This window comes from Pseudoxanthomonas indica (assembly GCF_900167565.1).
Classification (GTDB): domain Bacteria; phylum Pseudomonadota; class Gammaproteobacteria; order Xanthomonadales; family Xanthomonadaceae; genus Pseudoxanthomonas_A; species Pseudoxanthomonas_A indica.
The window spans coordinates 1-18,724 of sequence record NZ_FUZV01000002.1; the positions used below are offsets into that span (position 1 = coordinate 1).

14 protein-coding genes are annotated in these 18,724 nt (G+C 66.8%); 6 read left to right on the top strand and 8 right to left on the bottom strand.

Going from position 1 to position 18,724, the window contains the following annotated elements:
• Nucleotides 1-176: 176 nt before the first annotated feature.
• Genes B5X78_RS10610 through B5X78_RS10630 form a run of 4 tightly spaced genes read right to left on the bottom strand, consistent with a single transcriptional unit; the run spans nucleotide 177 to nucleotide 3,385 of the window.
• Nucleotides 177-563, bottom strand: a complete 387-nt coding sequence (locus B5X78_RS10610) for an STAS domain-containing protein (RefSeq protein WP_079724522.1) — start codon at nucleotides 561-563, stop codon at nucleotides 177-179.
• Between the two features lie 31 nt (nucleotides 564-594).
• Complete coding sequence (locus tag B5X78_RS10615) at nucleotides 595-978, bottom strand: STAS domain-containing protein (protein WP_079724523.1); 384 nt, start codon at nucleotides 976-978, stop codon at nucleotides 595-597.
• Nucleotides 975-1,409: an ATP-binding protein gene (locus B5X78_RS10620; RefSeq protein ID WP_079724524.1), complete on the bottom strand. Its 435-nt coding sequence runs from the start codon at nucleotides 1,407-1,409 to the stop codon at nucleotides 975-977. Before B5X78_RS10620 ends, B5X78_RS10615 begins: the two co-directional genes overlap by 4 nt.
• On the bottom strand, nucleotides 1,403-3,385 hold the full coding sequence (locus tag B5X78_RS10630) for a SpoIIE family protein phosphatase (protein ID WP_176140842.1): 1,983 nt from the start codon (nucleotides 3,383-3,385) through the stop codon (nucleotides 1,403-1,405). The genes B5X78_RS10620 and B5X78_RS10630 overlap by 7 nt, the downstream gene beginning before the upstream one ends.
• A 231-nt stretch (nucleotides 3,386-3,616) precedes the next feature.
• On the opposite strand from B5X78_RS10630, the gene aceE reads away from it, so the two are divergent.
• Both aceE and B5X78_RS10640 read left to right on the top strand, forming a co-directional pair.
• On the top strand, nucleotides 3,617-6,310 hold the full coding sequence (gene aceE / locus B5X78_RS10635; RefSeq protein WP_079724525.1) for a pyruvate dehydrogenase (acetyl-transferring), homodimeric type: 2,694 nt from the start codon (nucleotides 3,617-3,619) through the stop codon (nucleotides 6,308-6,310).
• A gap of 268 nt (nucleotides 6,311-6,578) precedes the next feature.
• Entirely contained in the window at nucleotides 6,579-7,571 is a 993-nt protein-coding gene (locus tag B5X78_RS10640) for a hypothetical protein (RefSeq protein ID WP_079724526.1), read from the top strand.
• A gap of 11 nt (nucleotides 7,572-7,582) precedes the next feature.
• Here B5X78_RS10640 and B5X78_RS10645 read toward each other — a convergent pair whose 3' ends face one another.
• Nucleotides 7,583-8,596, bottom strand: a complete 1,014-nt coding sequence (locus B5X78_RS10645) for a DUF2272 domain-containing protein (RefSeq protein ID WP_176140843.1) — start codon at nucleotides 8,594-8,596, stop codon at nucleotides 7,583-7,585.
• 135 nt (nucleotides 8,597-8,731) lie between these two features.
• On the opposite strand from B5X78_RS10645, the gene B5X78_RS10650 reads away from it, so the two are divergent.
• Nucleotides 8,732-10,012, top strand: coding sequence for a serine hydrolase domain-containing protein (locus B5X78_RS10650; RefSeq protein WP_229730704.1), 1,281 nt, complete (start codon nucleotides 8,732-8,734; stop codon nucleotides 10,010-10,012).
• Nucleotides 10,013-10,061: 49 nt separating this feature from the next.
• Here the strand turns inward: B5X78_RS10650 and B5X78_RS10655 are convergent, their stop codons facing one another.
• The gene (locus tag B5X78_RS10655) at nucleotides 10,062-13,163 is read right to left on the bottom strand and encodes a discoidin domain-containing protein (protein ID WP_079724528.1); all 3,102 of its coding nucleotides are present in this window, start codon (nucleotides 13,161-13,163) and stop codon (nucleotides 10,062-10,064) included.
• A gap of 275 nt (nucleotides 13,164-13,438) precedes the next feature.
• Here B5X78_RS10655 and B5X78_RS10660 point away from each other — a divergent pair, with 275 nt between their 5' ends.
• The 3 genes from B5X78_RS10660 to B5X78_RS10670 all read left to right on the top strand — a co-directional run bounded on the left by B5X78_RS10660 (nucleotide 13,439) and on the right by B5X78_RS10670 (nucleotide 16,854).
• On the top strand, nucleotides 13,439-13,645 hold the full coding sequence (locus B5X78_RS10660; RefSeq protein WP_079724529.1) for a hypothetical protein: 207 nt from the start codon (nucleotides 13,439-13,441) through the stop codon (nucleotides 13,643-13,645).
• Between the two features lie 164 nt (nucleotides 13,646-13,809).
• Nucleotides 13,810-14,787 (top strand): polysaccharide deacetylase family protein, encoded by a 978-nt coding sequence (locus tag B5X78_RS10665; RefSeq protein WP_079726136.1) that lies wholly within the window; start codon nucleotides 13,810-13,812, stop codon nucleotides 14,785-14,787.
• A gap of 114 nt (nucleotides 14,788-14,901) precedes the next feature.
• Nucleotides 14,902-16,854 carry an alpha/beta hydrolase family protein gene (locus tag B5X78_RS10670; RefSeq protein WP_079726137.1) on the top strand — a complete coding sequence of 651 codons (1,953 nt, stop codon included), beginning with the start codon at nucleotides 14,902-14,904 and terminating at the stop codon, nucleotides 16,852-16,854.
• Nucleotide 16,855: 1 nt separating this feature from the next.
• On the opposite strand, the gene B5X78_RS10675 is transcribed toward B5X78_RS10670, so the two are convergent.
• Nucleotides 16,856-17,806 (bottom strand): GAF domain-containing protein, encoded by a 951-nt coding sequence (locus tag B5X78_RS10675; protein ID WP_079724530.1) that lies wholly within the window; start codon nucleotides 17,804-17,806, stop codon nucleotides 16,856-16,858.
• 88 nt (nucleotides 17,807-17,894) lie between these two features.
• On the bottom strand, nucleotides 17,895-18,686 hold the full coding sequence (locus B5X78_RS10680; protein ID WP_079724531.1) for a DUF2884 family protein: 792 nt from the start codon (nucleotides 18,684-18,686) through the stop codon (nucleotides 17,895-17,897).
• Nucleotides 18,687-18,724 lie beyond the last annotated feature (38 nt).

The following is an 18,724-nucleotide window of genomic DNA, read 5'->3' on the forward strand; positions in this document are numbered from 1 at the left end:
CATCTCCAAGCCGGTGCACATCCTGACCACCAGCGCCACCCCGCGACGGGTGGTCAACATGACCGCCATCGCGGCGGTGGATGCGCAGATACGCGCGCAGCTGGATGCGGAAAAGGCCAGCCTGGGCTGATGGGCGACCACGGATGGAAGCAGCCGCAGGCTGCTTTCATCCTGCGTCACGCGGCCGGATCACCCTCGCCGAGGATGCGCCGCTGCAGCGCATCCAGATAGATGTCCACTTCCTCGGCGCTGGCGAAGATGCTGTCCAGCGGCACCGCCTGCACGATCTCGATCACGCGGCGGATCTGTTCCTGCGGATGCAGGATCAACACGCGGCCCTCGTGCGGGGCCAGCGCCTTGCGCGCTTTCAGGATGCAGCGCACGCCGGCGCTGCTGATGTAATCCAGGTTGGCCAGATCCAGCACCAGCGCATTGGGCTTGCCTGCGAGCAGCGGCTCCAGCCGCTCGTCCAGAAGCTCGTGACTCATGGAATCCAGGCGCCCGGACAACAGCACGTACTGGTTGCCGTTGACCGGCGGATAGACCTCGATGTCCAGCGTCATGCCGATGTTCCTTCCCTGGCGTGTGGGTCCGTCATTCGTTTTCGTCGCCCTGCAGCACCTTGCGCTGCATCGCGTCCAGGTAGGCGTCGGCCTCGGCGGTGGAACCGAAGATGTCGTTCAACGGCACCGCCTTGACCACGTCGAAGACCTTTTGAATCTGCGGCTGCGGATTGACCACCAGCACTTTGCCGCCGTGTCCGGCCAGCGCCTTGCGCGCCTTGAAGATCGAGCGGATGCCGGCGCTGCTGATGTAGTCCAGGTCGGAGAAGTCCAGCACCAGCGAATGCAGTTGCCGGGTCAGCAGCGGCGCCAGCGCCTCGTCCAGATCCTCGTAGGTATGGGTGTCCAGGCGACCACCGACGGCGACGCGCTGGCTGCCCTTGCCGGGCGGAAGAACGTTGATGGTCAGGTTCATGCTTGGCTCTCCGGCTGGCCCATCCGCAGGGTGACGCGCAGGACGTTGCAATCATCCACGCGTTGGTAGGTGATCTCGTGCGCCAGTTGTCGGATCAGGTACACCCCCAGTCCGCCAATGGCACGTTCCTGGATGTCGGCATCCAGGTCCGGTTCTGGAGCGCTCAGGGGATCGAACGGCGCGCCGGTGTCGCGGAACTCCAGCGTCAGCAGGTCGTCGTGGATGCCGATATCCACCGACAGCTCGTGCTGGGCGCGGCCGCTGGGCTGGCCACCGTAGTCGATAGCGTTGCTGGCCAGCTCCTCGACAATCAGGCGCACGTCGTCACGCAGGGCGCGGTCGATGCCGTGCCGGCCGAGCACCACTTCCAGCGAAGCATTGAGATCTTCGACCCGGGCATATTCACCGGGCACGATCAGGCGTATCAGCATGGTCCCGTCTCCTTTGCGTCCTGGCGCAGGCGCATGGCCAGCACCGTGATGTCATCCGATTGTGCGGCAGGGTGGGCGAACTGGTGCACCTGCGCGATGACGTGTTCGCACTGGGCCTGCGCGGTGAGCTCGGCGCCGAGGATGGCGCGCAGGCGCTCCAGGCCAAAGGCCACCTGCTGCGGATCGAAGGCCTCGGTGACCCCGTCGGTGTAGGCCAGCAGGGTGGCGCCGGCGGGCAGGCGGCCGCGCCAGGTCGGGAACTCGCCGCTGACCTCGAAGCCCAGCGGCGGGCCCGATTCCATCGGCACCAGCTCATGGCGACCGTCGGCGTGCAGCAACAGCGGCGCGTCATGGCCGGCGCTGGCCAGCACGATGTCGCCATGGCGCAGATCCACCTGGCCAAACAGGACGGTGGCGAACATGCAGGTGTCGTTGCCGTCCACCAGCCGCCGCGACGCTTCGGCCAACACCTGGCTGGGCGTGCCGCCCGTGCGCGCGGCCACTTCCAGCACGGTCACCGTGCGCGCCATGAACAACGCCGCCGGCACGCCCTTGTCAGAGACATCGCCAATGGCAAACCAGAGCAGGCCTTCGCTGCCTTCGATGAAACTGTAGAAGTCGCCACCCACTGCCTTGGCCGGTTCCAGCAGCGCCGCCACTTCCAGGTGGCGATCATCCTGATCGATCACGCGTGCGGCCGGCAGCATCGCCAGCTGGATTTCGCGGGCGATGGCCAGTTCGCTTTCAATCTTCTGGCGGGCCGCGCTCATCTCCTCGATCGCGTCCAGGTGCTGGCGGATGGAACTGCGCGCATGCTCCAGCGTGCGCGCCAGCAGGCCGACTTCGTCGCGGCGTTTCTGTGAGGGCACGGGCAGGTCGTAGCGGCCATTGGCCAGCGAAGCGGCCGCGGCCGTGATGTCTTCCACCGGCCGGCTGATGCGCTTGGCGAGGTGGCGCACCAGCAAGGTACACACCAGCGCCAGCAGCGCGCCGACGCCCAGCAGCAGGGTCAACGCCTGGTTCAAGCGCTCGATGATCAGCGGATACGCCTGCGCCACCAGCAGCGACCAGCCGGTCTGGCCGACCGGCTCGACCACGGTGAAGCGGGTCTCGCCGGTCAGCGTGTCGGTATGTACCAGCTGCAACGGCTGGCGCAGGCGGGCGGCATCGGCGGTGGGCAGCAGATCCGAGCGCCCGCTGCGGCGGATGAACTGCTCCAGGGTGAGGTTGGCGGCCACGCTCACATCCGGATTGGTGGCCAGCGTGCCGGCCGGCGCCACCAGCGAGACCCGCCAGCCGGGCAGGTGGGCCAGGCTCTCGAAATTGCCGGTCAACTCGGCCAGCGGCAGATCCAGGCTGACCATGCCGCGCGTGGTCACGCCCTTGCCGCGCGGCCGCAGCGGGCGGTTGTAGGTGACCATCCAGATGCCGCCGGCGGTTTCGTTGCGATACGGTTCGGACCACCAGCCATCCGGCGCCGACAAGGTCCGCTGGAACCAGCCCTGGCGGCGATAGTCGTAGCCATCGGCAACGAAATCGCGATCCCGCGCGGGACCGCTGGCCGAGATGTAGCGCGCGTAGGGCGTGGTGCGCGTGCCATCGGGCTCGAGCACGATCAGTCCGCCAGCACAGCCCGGCGTGGCCAGCACCATCGCGCGCAAGGTGGTGGTGAGCTCCTGCGGGTCCAGATCCGAATTGGCCACCAGGTCGGACACCCCGCGGGTGGTGATGGCCACCGCGCGCAGCGACGCATCCAGGCGGTCGGCCGCTTCCTGCGCACTGGCAATGGTGTCGCGGCGCGCATCGGCGAAAATCACCCGGCGGGCGAACCAGGCGGTGGCCACCGCCAGCGCCAGCAGCAGCACGATGTTGATCAGTGCCGACCACAGCGCGATGCGGGTGCGCAGGCTCTGGCGCCAATGCACCACGCCGGTGTTGACCGGCGACAACGGCGACTCCTGCCGACTTGCGGTCATCCGACCCCGACTCCCTGCGCTGTTCCCCTGGCCGGATGATACGTCGGCATGACCTGCCCGGCGTGACTGCAGAGGTCTGATTTTGGTGTGGTCCCGGGCGGGCCGGGAATCGCTGAAACAGGCTATTCCATACGCCCGCGTAGCCATTGGAACGGGGAGCGGTGCGTTACACTTCGTGGTCCTGAATACGACAACGTCAGCGCGGGCCCCGCGCGACCGATGGGAGTGGTGATGAACTGGTTGAACGAGATGTTGCAGAGCGATCCCGATCCGCAGGAAACCCGCGAGTGGATCGACTCGATGCAGGCGGTGATCAACAACAACGGCGCCCTGCGTGCACATCAGTTGTTGGAAGGCATGGTCGAGGTGACGCGCCGCGCGGGCGCCTACCTGCCGTTCTCGCCCACCACCGAGTACGTCAACACGATTGCGCCGCCGAACGAGGCCAAGTCGCCGGGTGATGCGGCGCTGGAATGGCGCATCCGCTCGATCATCCGCTGGAACGCGATGGCCACCGTGGTGCGTGCCAACCGCAAGCCGGGCGATCTGGGCGGCCACATCGCCAGCTTCGCTTCCGGCGCCACCCTGTACGACGTGGGCTTCAACCACTTCTGGCGCGCGCCGAGCGAGAACCACCCGGGCGATCTGCTCTTCATCCAGGGCCACAGTTCGCCGGGCATCTATGCGCGCGCGTTCCTGGAAGGCCGCATCAACCAGGCGCAGCTGGACAACTTCCGCATGGAAGTCGACGGCCAGGGCATTTCCTCGTACCCGCATCCGTGGCTGATGCCGGGCTTCTGGCAGACCCCGACCGTGTCGATGGGCCTGGGCCCGCTCGCCGCGATCTACCAGGCGCAGTTCATGAAATACCTGGAGCACCGCGGCCTGATCGAGAAGTCCGATCGCAAGGTCTGGTGTTTCATCGGCGACGGCGAGTCGGACGAGCCGGAAACCCTGGGCGCGATCGCACTGGCCGGCCGCGAAGGCCTGGACAACCTGATCTTCGTGGTCAACTGCAACCTGCAGCGCCTGGACGGTCCGGTGCGCGGCAACGGCAAGATCATCCAGGAACTCGAAGGCGTGTTCCGCGGCGCCGGCTGGAACGCCATCAAGCTGCTCTGGGGCGGTTACTGGGATCCGCTCCTGGCCCGTGACAGCGACGGCGTGCTGAAGAAGCTGATGATGGAAACCGTCGACGGCGAGTACCAGAACTGCAAGGCCTTCGGTGGCGCTTACACGCGCGCCAATTTCTTCGGCAAGTATCCGGAGACGGCGGCGATGGTGGCCAACCTGTCCGACGATGACATCTGGCGCCTCAACCGTGGCGGCCATGATCCGCACAAGGTCTATGCGGCGTACCACGAGGCGGTGAACACCAAGGGCATGCCCACCGTGATCCTGGCCAAGACGGTCAAGGGCTACGGCATGGGTTCGGCCGGCGAGTCGCTCAACCCGACCCACCAGACCAAGAAGCTGGATGACGAAGCCATCCGCACCTTCCGCGATCGTTTCAACATTCCGATCAGCGACAAGGAGCTGGAAGAATCGGCGCAGGTGCCGTTCTACCATCCGGGCGAGGATTCGCCGGAAGTGCAGTACCTGAAGGAGCGCCGCGCCGCGTTGGGCGGTTACCTGCCGCAGCGTCGCCAGAAGGCGGCCGAGTCGTTCGACGCGCCCAAGCTGGAGAACTACGAGCGCCTGCTCAAGTCCACCGGCGAACGCGAGATCTCCACCACCATGGCGTTCGTGCAGGCCCTGAACATCACCCTGCGTGACAAGGCCATCGGCCCGCGCATCGTGCCGATCGTGGCCGACGAGGCGCGCACCTTCGGCATGGAAGGCATGTTCCGCCAGATCGGCATCTACGCGCCGTTCGGCCAGAAGTACAAGCCGGTCGATGCCGACCAGCTGATGTACTACCGCGAAGACCAGAGCGGCCAGGTACTGCAGCAGGGCATCAGCGAGCCGGGTGCGATCTCCTCGTGGATGGCCGCTGGCACCAGCTACTCGGTCAGCAACGTGCCGATGCTGCCGTTCTACATCTACTACTCGATGTTCGGCTTCCAGCGCGTGGGCGACATCGCCTGGCAGGCTGCCGACATGCGTACCCGCGGCTTCCTGCTCGGCGGCACCGCCGGCCGCACCACGCTCAACGGCGAAGGCCTGCAGCACGAGGACGGCCACAGCCACCTGCTGGCCGGCGCCATTCCCAACTGCCGCAGCTACGACCCCACCTTCGGTTTCGAAGTGGCGGTGGTGCTGCAGCACGGCGTCAAGCGGATGATGGAAGAGCAGGTCGATGAGTACTACTACATCACCCTGATGAACGAAAACTACGCCCACCCGGACATGCCGGAAGGCGCGGCCGAAGGCATCATCAAGGGCATGTACCTGCTCACCGATGCGGGCAAGCCGAAGAAGGGCGAGCTGCGCGTGCAGCTGCTCGGCAGCGGTACCATCCTGCGCGAGGCCATGGCGGCGGCGGAACTGCTGGACAAGGATTTCGGCGTGACCGCCGACATCTGGTCCTGCCCGAGCTTCAACGAACTGCGTCGCGATGGTTTCGATGCCGAACGCTGGAACCGCCTGAATCCGGAAGCCAAGTCGCCGCGCAAGGCCTACGTGACCGAACTGCTGGAAGGTCGCCAGGGCCCGGTGATTGCCGCCACCGACTACGTGCGTGGCTACGCCGATCAGATCCGCGCGTTCGTGCCCACGGCGTACACCGTGCTGGGCACCGACGGATTCGGCCGCAGTGACACCCGCGCCAACCTGCGCCGCTTCTTCGAAGTGGATCGCTACTACATCGCCCACGCCGCCATCGCCGCCCTGGCCAAGGACGGCAAGATGACCGGCAAGGACGTGGCGCGCGCGATCAAGCAGTACAAGATCGACGTGGAAAAAGTGAACCCGCTCGGCGTGTAAGCGCAGCGGGGAGCAAGACAGGAAAGGCGCCTTCGGGCGCCTTTCTTCTTTTCCGGCTCTCGTGTGCGATGGCGGCCGTGTCGCTCCCTCCCCACGGCGTCAAAGATCCGACGCCGATGCCTGCGCATGAACCCGACACAACACCGGCCATGCGCACTTAGCGAAATACGTACATGCCGGGAACTAGCATGCGGTGACCCGGTCAACCAACGTCCAGACCCGCGCGATACCTGCACGTGGCATTGATGAGCACACGCCTTCCGTGAGATTGGCATTACCCGACGAAGCGGCATCCCGCTGGCTGGCCATTGCCATCACGGCGGCGATCCTCGTGCTTGTTACGCAGCTGTTGTTGCGCGGCCCCTTGTTGCCGGAGCGCGTGGCGGGCGTGCTGATGCGCGTGTCGTTCATTCCGCGTCCGCGCAGCGTCGCTGCCCCCGCACCTCTGCCTGCCACGACAACGATGACATCGGAGCAGGCGCGCGCGATCCTGCAGGCGCATGCAGGCGATGCGTCGGCGGATCTGGCGCCACCGGCCGTGCGGCCCGCGCCCACCACGCCTGCGCAGACCATGACCGAGCGCGTGTACACCAGCATCGGCACCGTGCGCGTGCCGCCGGGTTCGCGTATCGATCCGATGAAAGCCGCGGAAATCCCCGCAACCGCACCGGGATTGCCCAACGAGCGGCAACTGGCCGAAGCACGCAAGGTGCTGGAACGTCCCAATCCCATCCAGTACGACGAAACCCGATTCGCCAAGGACTGGGTGAGCGATGGCACCCTTGGCGACGTGGCGGCGCAGAAGTTGAACAGCGCCGCGGCCACCATCGCCAAGAAGATCTTCGGAGAGGACATCCAATCGCCGGTGGCGCGACCACCGCCGGACGTGCGCTACAACCCGGCCCTGTACGAACAGTCCGCCGACCTGGGGCGTGCCGCCACCGGCGATGCCTACAAGGCCGCGCCGATCGCTTACGAAAAAGTCCCCGACCTGAAGGGCGAAGGCAGCCGCCGCATCCGCGTGGCGATGGAAGCGCTGCAGAAACGCATCAGCGCCTGTGATGCCGCCAAGGTGAAGCCATTGATGGCCACGGTGCGATCACACCTGACCGAGCTGGAACGGGTGGAGTACGCCTTGGCCCATGGCGCCGATCCCATCCAGGCGCAGCAGATGCTGCCGCGCCGGGGTGACAGCAACTACGACCTGGCGCGGCGCGCGCTCTGGTACGCCGATCACGAGCTGGCCAGCTGCAAGCGATGAGCGCCTGATCGTCACGGCGACGGCGTGTCCTTCGCCGGGCAGCGCGGAATGCTCGAACCCACCACGCAGTACACGCAGCATTGTTTTGCGACGACGGCCGTGGTTGGCAATGACAGCGGCACGGGCGGCGCCAGGCCCACCAACTTCGCCGCGGGCTTGAGCTTGAGCCAGACCGCCCAATCCTGGCGGTTGAAGTTGCAGGCGGCCTCGTTGTCGGGCGTGCAGGTCGGCTCGATGCTGCCGCGCAGCGGCAGATTCCACAGCTCGCCTTCGCGGTTGAGCGGCAACAGGCGCATGGTGACGCCTTGCAGTACGTTGCCGCCGACCAGGTAGGCCGTATTGTCGTTGCCGAAACTGGCCGCCACCACGATCTCGCAGTGCATGTTGAGACCTTCCCGGCTGTTGGCCACCGCCTCGCGCAGGCCGGCATGACCATAAACGTCCGCGCCACGCACGTAACACAACATGTCACCGGTGGCGGGCCGCGCACCGGCGATGTCGCGGAATTCGTAAGCGTTGTCCGCACCTTCGCGGAAGGCCTGGCGGACGTAGTCCACATGGCTGGCTGAAGCCCGGAAGCCGGGCACGCGCGCCTTCATCAGCACCCACGATACGAAGACCGCCGACCACGCGTGATCCACCACAAAGGCGCGGCAGGCCGGCGCGCCGATGCTGCCGCGTTCGGCCACGGCGCACTCGCTGGCGCCACTTTGGCCGCGCATCTGCGGCAGCAATCCGCTCTCGCGCCAGTAGCCGGCCACGCGTCGCCAGGCCGGTGTGCGGTCATCGTCCAGGTTGCGGTTCTCCGCCTCCGTCACCGCGCCATTGGCCATGTGTCCCTGACGATCGATGAAGGCGCGGAACCACAGCCATTGCTCGGCGCACGCCACCGCGGCGATGCGGCTGGCCGGATCCACCGCCGCCGTCCGGGCGCGCGTCGAGGGGCAGGGGTCGACCGCGCGCGCAGGCGCGATCACGGCCCAGAACAAGAGACCAACAAGAACGCTCAAGCAGGGTTTACGCATCGTGGGGCTCCGCGTGTGATCGGGCCAAGACCCGCCCATCTTCCGCAAACGCGGTGAGGGTCAGGTGCAGGCCGGCCTGTTCGTCCCGTGGCAGGCGCGTTATGGTCGCCGCTGACCAACGCGAGAGGGGACGACGTGATCAAGGCAAGCACATGGACGCTGGCGCTGCTGCTGCTGGCCGGCCCGCTGATGGCGCAGCAGAAGACGGCTTCGCCGGCCACCCCGGCTGCCGACGTGCCCGCGCCGTCCACGTCGACGCAGGCGCCGGTGGCGAGCGTGCGCGTGAGCTTCGATCGCGCTGGCGTGACCCGTGTGCAGGCGCAGGGCTGGGCCGACATCGCTGGGGGGCGCCGCATCAGCGCAGACGACCCCGTGCGCATTGCTTCCATTTCCAAGCTGGTCACCGCCGTGGGCGTGATGCGGCTGGTGGAGGCGGGGCAGCTGGATCTGGACGCCGACGTGTCCGACACCTTGGGCTGGCCCCTGCGTCATCCGCAATTTCCCGAAACGCCCATCAGCCTGCGCCTGCTGCTCTCGCACCGCGCGGGCCTGACCGATGCCGCGGGTTACTACGCGGTGCCGCTGGGCGGCCAGGTGCGTGATCTGCTGGCCGATCCGCGCGCCTGGGATGCGGCGCACGCGCCGGGCAGTTTCTTCCGCTACGCCAACGTCAATTTTCCCTTGATCGCGGCAGTGATGGAAAAGGCGACCGGCGAGCGTTTCGATCAGCTGATGGATCGCCTGGTCATCAAGCCACTCAAGCTTTCGGCCTGTTTCAACTGGGCCACCTGCGATCAGGCCACGCTGGCCCGCGCCGTGGTGTTGTACGACGCCGAACACACCCCGGTGCGTGATGACCTGCACGGCCAGCGTCCGGACTGCGTGGTGGTGGCGGCCGAAGACGGCAACTGCGATCTGTCGCGCTGGCGCGCCGGCGACAACGGTGCCCTGTTCTCGCCGCAGGGCGGGCTGCGCATTTCGGCGCGCGACCTGGCCAGCCTCGGGCGCCTGCTGCTCAACCAGGGGGAAGTGGACGGCGTGCGCCTGCTCACACCCGCTTCCATCAAAACGCTGACCCAGGTGCAGTGGACGTTCGATGGCGGCAACGGCATGACCTCGGAAGAAGATCCCAGTGGCCAGGGCGGAAGTGGCTTCCTCTGTCGCTATGCGCTGGCGGTCATGCATCTGGCGACGAAAGCGCCGGGCTGCCACGACGACCCGTTCGGCGATGGTCGCCAGCGTATCGGCCACTCGGGTTCGGCTTACGGCCTGTTGTCCGGCCTGTGGGTCGATCCACAGCGCGGCGAAGGCGTGGTCTATTTTGTCACCGGCATGCCCGATGCGCGCGGAGGCGGCCACTCGGCGTATTCGGCGATCGAGGAAATGATGGCGCAGGGAACGTTGGCCAGCCCGTGAGCGCGATGGCAAAGGTGGCGCTATTCGACGCCACCTTTGTCGACCTGCATTACCACGTCGCAACCAGGCGCTTGAACGGCGCTTTCAGCTGGATACCTTCGGCATCGAAGTCGCGGACCGCGCGGCCATCCACTGAAACTTGCCTGGGCGCCACGCGGCCCGGCCACTTCACTTCGATGCGGGTGTCGGATCGCAGGCCTTCGCCCAGGCTCAGCTGCAGTTCCTGGCCCTGGCGCCGCGCCTGCATCTGCAGCGGGCCAAAGGCGGTGGGCAGGCCATCGACGGACAGGCCGTCGCCCTGCAACCAGTCCGGCGGCGTGCCGGGCAGCAGCACCAGCCGATCATCGGCTTCGTACATCAGCATGCCGAACAACGAGCGTGCGTATTCGGCGCCAATCCAGGTGTGCGGCATGTCGCCCAGGTAGATGGCATGGCGCAGATCGGAGTAGATCACCTCGGCCAGCACCTGCCATTCGGCGGGACGGCGATGGCCGAGGAAGCGCTTGAGCAATTCATTGGCCTGCGCCGGCTGATCCAGGTGCACGTAGGTGAGCACGTTGCGGATTTCGTATGGCGTGTAGGCATACAGCGCATCGGGTTCGTCGCGCTTGCGCACGTCGGCCAGGTAGCGCGCGAAGGTGGTCTCCAGCGCCTGCCGGGGCATCACATCCTGCTGGCCGGCCGGATCCAGGCCGATCGACACGCTGGTGGGATCGCTTTCGCCCAGATCGGCGGAGGCGGGTATGAAATCGATGCCCTTCCATTGCATGGTGGCGCGCAACGACGCGGTCACCGAAGCGCGCAAGGCTGCGTATTGTTCGCGCGCCCAGGCGGCGCCTTCGGCATCGCCCCACTGCGCCAGCAGCCAGGCGCCGTCGTGCCAGCCCTTGAGCGCCCAGTAGTCGTCCCAGTAGCTGTGGGTCGGCACCGGATAGCCTTCGTGGCTGATCGAGGGCGCGATGAGTCCATGGAAGCGTTCCGGCGCCTCCCGATCCGCCAGGTACCCCGGCACCAGCGTGCGCTCGCGCAGTTCCTGCAGGAAGCGCAGTGCACGCTTCACCTTGTCCTGGTAGTCGCGCACGCTCCGACTGCCGCCATCGAGCCGCGCGATTTCCGCCACCAGCCAGACGAACTGGCCCTGGCTGTCATGCTCCAGATCCGAGCCGAAGCCGGTGTTGACCGAGCCATCGTCGTTGAGGATGGGCGAGACCAAGCCGTTGGCGTGGACGGCGTGTTCGGCATACCAGCGCAGATAGTCGCGCGCGCTGTCGTTCATGCCCATGCGCAGCAGGATCGCCGCGGTGGCCGAGCCATCGCGGATGAACGAGCGGTTGTAGTTGCGCGGGCCCGGCTGCATCGCGTGGCCACTCTGGTTTATCAGCATGTACGCCGCCTGCGCACGCAACATGTCCACCAGCGAGGCATCCGGCAGCGACAGGCCAATCTTGCCCAGGCGTGTCTGCCACTGCTTTGCCACATCGTCGGCCAGGTGATCGAAGGCGGCGCCGGCATCCCTGCTGTTACCCAGCAGCGCAGCACGATCCAAGGCCGGCGAATCCGGCAGGCTTTTGGCTTGCGCATCGATCCGCGTCGAGCCCAGCGCAAACGCCAACACGATGTCGCGTTGCTCACCCGGCTGCAGGTCCACGCCGTATTGCAGGGCGGCAGCGGCCAGTCCGTCGGCGTCGTCGGTTTGCTGCTGCGTGGGCAGCCGACCACTCGCGACGGCTGCGGTGATTTCGTTCTGGCCATGCGTGCCAAACGCCGCCGCGCCCCCGGCATTCGGCGCGGTCAGTGAGTGCAGCAGCACGCGGCCATTGACGCGCACCCGATCGCCTTCCACGGCGATGGCATGGATCGGCGACAGACCACCGTTCTGCCAGGGCGGACTGATCTGCATCGGCCGGGTGACCAGCGCCAGCGTGCCATGTACCGGGGCGCTGCCGGTGTTGCGCAGGCGATGACGCAACAGGGTCACCGGCGCGCCGTTCTGTTCGATGGTGAAGGCTTCGCTGCGCAGGCTCAGGTCGGGCTGCGGCTGCCATTCCACCGCCGGCATCGGCATCCAACTTTCACGCAGGCTGTGGCAGAGTTTGGCATCGAAGGCGGCGGCGCTGCGCCCGGAGGCATCGCGCCAGATCGGCTGCACCAGCGGCGCGCCCTTGTACGCTTCCAGGTTGCCGTATTCGTCGAATACCGATTTCTGCTGGCCCGCAGGGATGCCCACTGCCGTCCAATACACCTGCTGCTGACGCAACGAGGAAGGAAACAGCGCGGCATTGCGCTGGCTGGCGGCGATTTCATAACGTCGCAGCGGTGTCATCAGCTGCTTGGGCCCGAGCAGGCGCAGCCGTTGCAGTGAGGCCTTGCCCTGCACGCGCAGACGCAAGGCATCGACGTCGTGTGCGGCATCGCCGGCCAGGAACGACGTGCTGCCTTGCACGTCAGGTTGTTCAGCCAGCCGCTGCCAGCGACCCTGCGCGTCACGCCCTTCCAGGCTCACGCTGCGCGGCGCCTGCGCCCAGCGCACCTCCAGACCCGCCAACGAAAGGCTGCGCGGCAGCGCAAGCTCCAGCGTCTGTGCCGACAACGCGGTTGGCTGCGCCTGATCAGTCCACAGCGCTTCGGCCTGCGCCGCCGGCACGCCCTGCACGCGCGGCAGCGCTTGTTGCAGCGGTTCGAACTCGAACACCGACACGCCCCAATCGGCACTGCGCTCCGGCGCGGCCAGGCGCAGGTAGCGCGCCTGCACGGTGGGGAACAGCACGTACTCGGTACCGCCGCTGCCATCGCGCATGCGCAATGCCGTCTGCCATTGCTGGCCGTCTTGCGAGTACTGGATCAGGTAATGCCTGGCGAAGCCGCTGTCCCACTGGATCAGCACGCCGTTGACGGTGGCGGTGCGACCGAGATCCAGCTGCCACCAATGACCGGGCGAGAACGGACCGCCCCATTTGCTGGCCGGGTCGTTGTCGATCGCCATGTCCGGCGCCATCGACGGATTGAGGGTGGAGGACGTGCTGGCTTTCCATTGGCTGCGATCCGGCAGCGGCTGCACGGCCTGGGCCAGGACCGGCGCTGCGATGACCAGCAGCCAGGCGAACAGCGCACCATGCAGCAGGGCAGGGACACGAAGCGAACAGCAGGGCATGCGGCATCCTCTTCAAGCAGGCGGGGCGCCACGGCCGGGCCGCGACGGATGCCCGGATACTAGGCTTGAAAACGTTTACATTCGAGTTGCAGTGCGGCAATCCGCAGCGGTCTGGAGCATGCACGCGCGCATCACCCGCGATCTGGCGCAATGCACCTCGTGGCCGTCCCGCCGGACGCGCCACGTTGTTTCGAGCAAGCACGCTTGCCACGAAGTTGCTGCCAAGACCCCGGGTGGCGTGCGGTCCCAGCCCCGAACGAACACAGGTGGTTGCCATGAATTTCCGCTTCCGCGACACCGCTGCTACGCCGCGTCCCGGTCCGCTGGCTTTCCTGTCGCTGCAACATCCTGAGCGCCAGGGCGTACCCAATGCGCCCACCAACGAAGATCGCATCCGTGCCTATCGCAACCTGTTGCCGATCCTGCCCGGCAACAACTACGAGTGGCGCTTCCGCAACAGCGATCTGCCCACCGCCGCCTGAGCCGCGCCTGCCTGGCGCCATCGGTTGGCGCCGGGCCCCGGATCATCCGATGTCGCCGTCGGCGTGCGTGCCGAGGCCTGACCGACGTCGCGCGCCGGAGCTTGGCTTACGCTTGTGCCACGCAGCCCGTAAGCTGGCCGCCACTTTTTCGTGTGGACTTCGGCATGTCGAAACGCTTGCGCGCCGGCCTGGGAATGATCTGCCTGCTGTCCAGCCTGTGTGTGCACGCACAGGCCGTGGATCGACGCATCGCCGTCACCATCGACGATCTGCCCTGGCAACGCATCGGCCAGACACCGGAAGCGTCGCTGCCCGCGCAACACGCCGCCTTGCTGGCGCAATTGCGCCAGGCCGGTGTGCCGGTGGTGGGCTTCGTCAACGAAGACAAGCTGGAGATCGCAGGCCAGGTGGCGCCGCAACGCCTGTCCATGCTGCAAGACTGGCTCGATGCGGGTTACGAGCTTGGCAACCACACCTATGGTCACGTGGATCTGCACGAAGTCGGCCTGCCTGCCTTCGAAGACGCGATCCTGCGCGGTGAACGGCAGCTGCGTCCGCTGCTGGCCGAACGCGGGCAAATGCCGCGCTATTTCCGTCATCCCTATCTGCGCGCCGGCCGCACGCCTCAGGAGCGCGCCGCGCTCAGTGGCTTCCTCGGCGAACATGGCTACCGCATCGTCCCGGTCACCGTCGACAACGGCGAATGGGTCTGGGCATTCGCCTACGCGCGAGTGCTGGAACAGCAGCCGGCCGGAGCGGCGCGCGAAGCCACGCTGCGCCAATTGCGGCGTGGCTACGTGCCTTACATGCTCAACAAGCTGGATTACTTCGAGCACCAGTCGCAGGCCCTGCTCGGCTATGCCTTGCCGCAGATCTGGCTGATGCACGCCAACGAACTCAATGCGGTGTGCTATGCCGAGTTGGTGGCCGCCGCCCAGCGTCGCGGTTACCGCTTCATCACCGTCGAGGAAGCCCTGCGCGACCCCGCCTACGCGCGCGGCGAAGCCGGCTACGACGGGCGCTTTGGACCCAGCTGGCTGCATCGCTGGGCGATGGCGGAAAACAAGCCGCGCACATTCTACGCGGGCGAACCCGAGGTGCCGAAGTGGGTGCTGGACCTGGCCGGCCTGGAAGGCGAGTGAGCCGTCCCGCCCGGGCAGCAGGGGACTGGGAAAAACGCGCATCCAGTTGCTAGCATGCCAGCGCCCGGGGAGGGTGCGACGCCGTGGGGACGGCGCGCCGACAAGGACGAACGCATGAAGCTCGGGTGGATGCTGGCCTTGCTTGCCTGCGCACAGGCGGCGCCCGCGGCGGCGCAGGTGGATCTGGAACCCTTCCTCAAGGAAGACCCGTACCAGCAGCTCAAGATCTCGCCCAAGGGCGACTACCTGGCCACAACCTCGCCGGTCGAGGATCGCACGGTGCTGGTGGTGCTCAGCCTGCCCGATCTCGAACTCACCGCCTCGGTGGGCGGCGATCGCAATTCGGTGGTCGACGAATTCTGGTGGGCCAACAACGAACGCGTGGTGGTGGCGCTGGCCGACAAGTTCGGCTCGCGCGACACGCCCTCGATCACCGGCACGCTGCATGCGGTCAACGCCGATGGCAGCAAGGGCAAGGTGCTGGCCAGTCCTTACGGCGAAGACCCGGAAGCGCCAGGCATCAGTACGGGCGTGACCACGCCGCGCTATTACCTGATGTCCGATCCCCTGCCCAACAACGACAAGCATGTGCTGGTCGAGGCGATTCCGCTGACCAGCAACGATGCCTACGTGCGCCTGGAAACGCTGGACATCTATTCGCGCCGCCGCACCCTGGCGGCGACCGCGCCGGTGCGGCGCGCCAGCTTCCTGGCCGACGGGCAGGGCGTGGTGCGCTTCGCCTACGGTCGCGATGCCGACAACACCCAGCGCCTGTATTACCGGCCCACCCAGCAGGCCGAATGGAAACTGGTCAACGACGAGAAGAGCAGCCGTCACAGCGAGTATCCGATCGGATTCTCGGCCGATGGCCAGACCGCCTCTCTGCAGGTGGAGCAATCCGGTGGTCCTGATCGCCTGTTCTCCTGGCAGCCGGCCGACGGCCGCTACACCGAGCTGCTGAAAGACACCACGGTGGACCCGTACCGCATCCTCTACGACCTGGACAACCGCACGCCGATCGGTGCGCAGTTCATGACCGATCGCGTGCGCAACCGCTTCTTCGATGATCAGCATCCCACCGCGCGCCTGTATCGCAGCCTGGAAAAGGCCTTTGGCGAAGACGCCTTCTTCATCACCTCGGTCACCGACGATCGCCGGCTGGCGGTGATCTATGTGTGGAGCGACCGCAACAACGGCGACTACTTCCTGTTTGATCTGGTCAACAAGAGCGCCAAGCGCCTGCTCGGTCGCCGCGAGTGGATGAATCCGGCGCAGATGCCGCAGAACCGGGCCATTTCCTACCAGACCCGCGACGGGCTGACCGTGCACGGCTACCTGACCAGGCCGGTGAAGGCGCCGCCGGGCCCGCTGCCGATGGTGCTGCTGCCGCACGGCGGTCCGTTTGGCATCTTCGACAGCTGGAACTTCGATGACGATGCCGCGATGTTGTCGCAGGCCGGCTATGCGGTGCTGCGGGTGAACTATCGCGGCTCCGGAAACTACGGCAGCGACTTCACCGAGGTCGGTGCGCAGGAATGGGGCGCCAAAATGCAGGACGACCTGACCGACGCCACCCGCTGGGCGATCGAACAGAAGATCGCCGAACCCGGCCGCATCTGCATCTACGGCGCCAGCTATGGTGGCTATGCGGCGCTGATGGGGGTGGCGCGCGAGCCGGATCTGTACCGCTGTGCGGCAGGCTACGTGGGCGTGTATGACCTCAACCAGTTCCACCGGCGCCAGTCCAATCGCAGCCGCTCAGGCCGCACCTGGGCGGGGGAATGGATGGGCTCACCGGAGACGCTCGCGGCGCGCTCGCCGGTGAATCTGGCCGACCGCATCAAGGTGCCGGTGTTCCTGGCCGCGGGCGGCAAGGACGAGCGTGCACCGATCACCCACACCAAGGCGATGGAGAAGGCGCTGAAGAACCACGGTGTACCGGTGGAATCGCTGTACTACCCCAACGAGGGGCATGGCTTCTACACCAAGGAACACAAGCGCGAGTACTACACACGGCTGCTGGCGTTCCTCTCGCGGCACCTCGGCGGGCAAGCCGCCAAGCCGTAGGTCAGGCAGCGGCCGCCGACGCCAGCGCCGCGGTCTTCGCCGCACTCAGCGCCGCATCGGCGCGCAGGAACACCTGGGTGGCCGCTTCATGCCCGGATTCGGCCGTGGCGGCGGCCATCAGCACCTGCAGGCCGCTGCGCTGGTTGAAATCGGCCAGCGCCCGCGCCAGCGCCTGCTGGCGATCCTGGCTGTCCTGGCCATGCAGCACGGCGACGAATTCGGCGCTGCCGGTGACCCGATCCACGCTGTCGCCGCGATCGCGATCCAGCAGCGCCTGCAGCACCAGCTCGAGCGCGTGCAGTTCCTTTTCCAGCACGCGCTCGCCACGCTTCTCGACTGCCGCCGCCAGCCCCTGCAGTTCCAGGATCGCCACGCTGTAGACCGGCGCATGCGACGGCGTGCTCGCGCCTGCCGACTGCGCCTGGCCCAGCAGGTCGTCGACATTCTGCGCATGTTCGCGCTCGCGGGCCTGCAGCAGGCGCATGGTGGTGCGCCCCAGCGCGTGCATGGCTTCGCGTTGTTCCGGAGTGAGCACGCGCGGTTGCTGGTCGACCACGCAGACGGTGCCGATCGGCGCGCCTTCGGGCGTCACCAGCGGGATGCCGGCGTAGAAACGCGCGGCCACCTCGCCGGTGACCACCGGGAAATCGGCGAAGCGTGGGTCCTGCCGCAAATCCGGAATCTCCAGCAGTTGATCCGGGTGCCGGATCGCGAAGTCGCAGACCGCCGCATCGCGGGTGGTCTGGCTGGCGTCCAGGCCCAGTTTGGCCTTGAACCACTGGCGATCGCGATCGAGCAGCGAGACCAGGGCGATCGGCGTGCCGCAGACCGTGGCGGCCACCTGCACGATGTCCTGATAGGCCGCTTCGGGCAGGCTGTCGACGATGCGATAGCGATCCAGCGCGTGTTGGCGGCTGGCTTCGTCCAGGGCGTGCGTGTTGGATTGCGTCATGGGCGGGATCGACAAGGCGGGTCTGTCGCCACGTTACCCGGGCTTGCGCATGATCTCTGTCAACGCGATGTTCACGCGTTGTAACCGCTCAGTGAACTTCGCCGGCCTCCGGTGCGGATACCACTTCGCTGCGATCCATTTCCAGCAACTGCAGCGGCTGGCCCTGGTAACGGAACTCCAGCTGCGCCTGCAAAGCGTCCATCGTGCGCACGCGCGTGCACAGACCGTCGGCGCGCGCTTCCAGCCCGCGTGCGCGCTGCTCCAGGCTGCGCTCCAGTTCGGCTTCCAGCTTGTCCGCGCGCTTCTCGATGCGACTGGCGCCACCGGTCAGCATCGACCACATCACACTGCGGCCCAGGCTGGCGGTCATCGATTCGGCCGCGTCTTCCAACTTGGACTCGAAGGTTTCATCAAAGACTTCCTGATCCCAACGTCCGCGCCCGAGCGTACTGTCGACATGGCTCAGTGCATCGCTGCGGAAGCTCTCGATCTTGCGTGCCTGACGGCGGCTGCCGGTCATCATCTCCACCACGCCGGCCAACGCGTCGAAGCCGATCTCGACCGACTCGCGCGCCACCCCGGCCACTTCCGGCATCAGCAGGCGCGACTGGTATTCCAGCTCGCGCAGTCGCTGGGCGTCGGCCGCGCTGACCTCGCGCACCTGTTTGTCCACACTCAGCTCGCCGTCGTGGAAAAACACTTCCTTCGGCGTGCCCTCGTCGCGATACAGCCAGACGCCGCCGCCATCGACCAGCACATTGAAGTCCGTGCTGATCCCGCATTGATGCGAAGACAGCTGGGGCTGGGTCGGTTCGTCGGCGCGGGCGAGGGCTGGCAGGGCCAGCAGCAACGACAACGCGAGGGGCGCTACGCGGCGCATCGGCTCATTCCCATCAAGGTGGATGCACAGCCTGACGA